The sequence below is a fragment of the Streptomyces sp. CO7 genome (assembly GCF_053474865.1).
On record NZ_JBRIOU010000003.1, the window covers coordinates 83,475 to 86,522 of the forward strand.

At 70.8% G+C, this 3,048-nt stretch carries 3 protein-coding genes and 1 other RNA gene; 3 read left to right on the forward strand and 1 reads right to left on the reverse strand.

The genetic code is table 11. The annotated features are described in order from the left end of the window. Window positions 1-2 precede the first annotated feature (2 nt). Together rnpB and ACOV8S_RS10260 are read left to right on the forward strand one after the other, a co-directional pair. Window positions 3-411, forward strand: an RNA gene (gene rnpB, locus ACOV8S_RS10255) — RNase P RNA component class A. A gap of 121 nt (window positions 412-532) precedes the next feature. After that, window positions 533-1,531, forward strand: coding sequence for a DMT family transporter (locus ACOV8S_RS10260; protein ID WP_448317477.1), 999 nt, complete (start codon window positions 533-535; stop codon window positions 1,529-1,531). A 129-nt stretch (window positions 1,532-1,660) separates the two neighbouring features. Here ACOV8S_RS10260 and ACOV8S_RS10265 read toward each other — a convergent pair whose 3' ends face one another. Continuing rightward, a complete protein-coding gene (locus ACOV8S_RS10265) occupies window positions 1,661-2,323 on the reverse strand; it encodes a LuxR C-terminal-related transcriptional regulator (protein ID WP_448317478.1) in 663 nt (220 codons plus the stop codon). 427 nt (window positions 2,324-2,750) lie between these two features. Between ACOV8S_RS10265 and ACOV8S_RS10270 the strand changes: the two genes are divergently transcribed. Continuing rightward, window positions 2,751-3,044: a hypothetical protein gene (locus ACOV8S_RS10270; RefSeq protein WP_448317479.1), complete on the forward strand. Its 294-nt coding sequence runs from the start codon at window positions 2,751-2,753 to the stop codon at window positions 3,042-3,044. Window positions 3,045-3,048: the final 4 nt, after the last annotated feature.

The following is a 3,048-nucleotide window of genomic DNA, read 5'->3' on the forward strand; positions in this document are numbered from 1 at the left end:
GACGAGCCGGGCGGGCGGCCGCGTGAGTGCCTCAGGGCGCTCCCGAGGAACGTCCGGGCTCCACAGGGCAGGGTGGTGGCTAACGGCCACCCGGGGTGACCCGCGGGACAGTGCCACAGAAAGCAGACCGCCGGGGACCTCGGTCCTCGGTAAGGGTGAAACGGTGGTGTAAGAGACCACCAGTGCCCAGGGTGACCTGGGCAGCTAGGTAAACCCCACCTGGAGCAAGGTCAAGAGGGGCATCCTCCGCGAGGAGGGCGCCCTGCGCGGACGATCGAGGGCGGCCCGCCCGATGTCCGCGGGTAGACCGCTGGAGGCCGGTGGCAACGCCGGTCGTAGATGGATGGCCGTCGCCGACGGGACCGCGAGGCCCCGTCGGAACAGAACCCGGCGTACAGCCCGACTCGTCTGCCCCCAGGCTTCCCCCGGACTTCCGTCCGGGGCCCCGGGCTTCCGCCGGATCGGGTGAAGACTCCGTCAGCACCGCCCGCATCGCCTGAGCGGTGACATGCACATGGGATTAGATGGACGCATGTCTTCCACCAGCAACAAGCAGTCGCAGGCCTTAGAGCCGCGTGTCCTGCTCGCCGCTTCCGTCACCGTGTTCCTGTGGGCGTCCGCCTTCGTGTCGATCCGTGCGTGCGCCGACTACTTCTCCCCCGGGGCGCTGGCCCTGGGCAGGCTCCTGTCGGGTTCCCTCGTCCTGGTGGGCGTCCTCCTGGCGACCAGGGGCGGGCTGCCGTCGCGCAAGGCCTGGCCGGGCATCGCGTGTTCGGGGGTGCTCTGGTTCGGCGGCTACATGGTGCTGCTGAACTGGGGCGAGCAACTGGTCGACGCCGGGACCGCGGCGATGGTGGTCAACATCGGGCCGCTGGTCATCGCGCTGCTCGGCGGCTGGCTGCTCAAGGAGGGGTTCCCGCCCATGCTGCTGGCGGGAATGGCCGTGTCGTTCGCCGGCGCGGTGGTGGTCGGTCTCTCGATGTCGGGGGAGGGGGAGTCCTCGACGCTGGGCGTACTGCTCTGCCTCCTGGCGGCCCTCGCCTACGGCGGCGGCGTGGTCTCGCAGAAGCCGGCGCTGAAGCACGCCACCCCCATGCAGGTCACCACCTTCGGCTGCCTGATCGGCGCGGTCGTCTGCCTGCCGTTCGCCGGCCAGCTGGTGCGCGACCTGGGCACGGCCCCCGCCACGGCCACCCTGAACGTCGTCTACCTGGGGGTCTTCCCGACGGCGCTGGCCTTCAGCACCTGGGCCTACGCGCTGTCGCGGATCAGCGCCGGCTCGCTGGGGGCCACCACCTACGCGGTGCCAGCGGTCGTGGTGCTGATCTCGTGGATCGCCCTGGACGAGGTGCCCGGCTGGCTCACCCTGCTCGGCGGCGCGGTGTGCCTGGCGGGCGTGGCGGTCTCCCGGATGCGGCGACCCGCGGGACGGGGCAGCGCCGGGACGGCCGCGGCGGCACCGGAGGTGGCGGGCGAGGCGGGCTCCGAAGGGACCGAACCGGACGGGGTGCGCACCGACTCCGGGCGCTGACCGTCCCGGAGGGCGGAGGCACGTCCCCGTCCCGCAGTGCACCGAAGGCGCGTCCCGGAGAGGGTTCCGGGACGCGCCTTCCGCATGCGCGCGAGGTCCGCCGGGCGGCAGGACCGCCGGGCGGCGGGGTCAGACGACGATCTCGGTCTCGTTGCGGCCCAGCAGGTAGCCGAGCTGGACCCGGGTGTCCGCCCCCAGCTGGTGTTTCAGCGCGGCGATGTGGCCCTGCAGGGACCGCTCGCTGATGCCCAGGCGGCGGGCGATGCGCTTGTCGGAGTAGCCGGCCACCAGGAGGCTGCTGATCGAGTCGCGCAGTGACGGGATGACCTCCTTCGCGGCCTCGGAGGCGTGCAGCGGGACGAAGGGGAACTCCTTGGCCCGGTCCCAGGAGCGCTCGAAGGTGTCCCTCAGGAACCGCACAATCGCGGTTTCCCGAATGGCGAGACCGGTGGTGCGGCTCTCGTTCGCCGAAATGAATGCCACGGCGTCGTCGACGATGATGAGACGGTCGAAGAATTCGGCAAGAGTTCGCACGCGAACCCCGAACTCCGTCACCGCCCTGACGTATTGCTTGGTCGTTTCGTCGAAACGCGTCGTGTGCTGATAGAGGGTCCGCATGGAGACGCCCGCCTCGATGTGCCTGCGGACCGACTCCAGCGCCTTGTCCAGGACCGGTCCGGGGCGCGGACCGTCCGGCTGAGCTGTGAGGATCTCCGTGCGGGCGCCCGCCAGGGCCGCCCCGATCGCCTCGTTGATGGCGTCGAGGCCGTGCAGGTACGCGATGGCGGGCACGGTCCGGGCGGGTTCCGGAGGGGGTGGCGGCGTCACCGGGTCGCCGGCCGACCGCGCCTCGGCAAGCCGGGACAGAACGCTCAACTGCTCCGTGATGGACCGCACCGCGGACTCGAGGTCCTCCCGGCCGGCGGACGGGTCGGGGTCGCCCTGTGTCGGTAAGTCCCGATCTGCGCCTTCCGTCACTTCGCGCTCCTCTCGCGGGGTGCCCGGATTGCCTGTCTTCTCATGTTTTGGATGCCTCGGGTTCCAGCAGTGCCGATACCTGAGACATCTTAGGGCTCCGATTCGTCGCTGCGGCAAGGAAGAGTGAGCGGTGCGGGATCGGAGCGGACCTGGAGCAGCCGATTCCGTAATGGATTCGCATTCGCGTCGCCCTCGTCGGCCTTAATTCGTTCGGCATTCAAAAAGAGGAGATCGGACAGCCATGCCCAAAAACAAGAGCGCCTTCCGGACACACTCGAGCCGCACCTCCACCAACTCCGCCGCTCCCACGTCCCCCACCCGCACCTTCACGGTGCGCAAAACCCTCGCCGCGGCCGCGCTGCTCGCCGCGTCGGCCCTCGCCGCGGTCACCCCGGCGCTCTCCACGGCCCTGGCCGACGGCGAGCCCCTCGGGGACGTCGGCTGGAACCGGAACGGCACCGTCACCGCCGGCTCCCTCGACGACGTCGGCTGGAACGGGCCCAGCCCGGTCCCCAGCCCCGTCCCCACCCCCTGAGCAC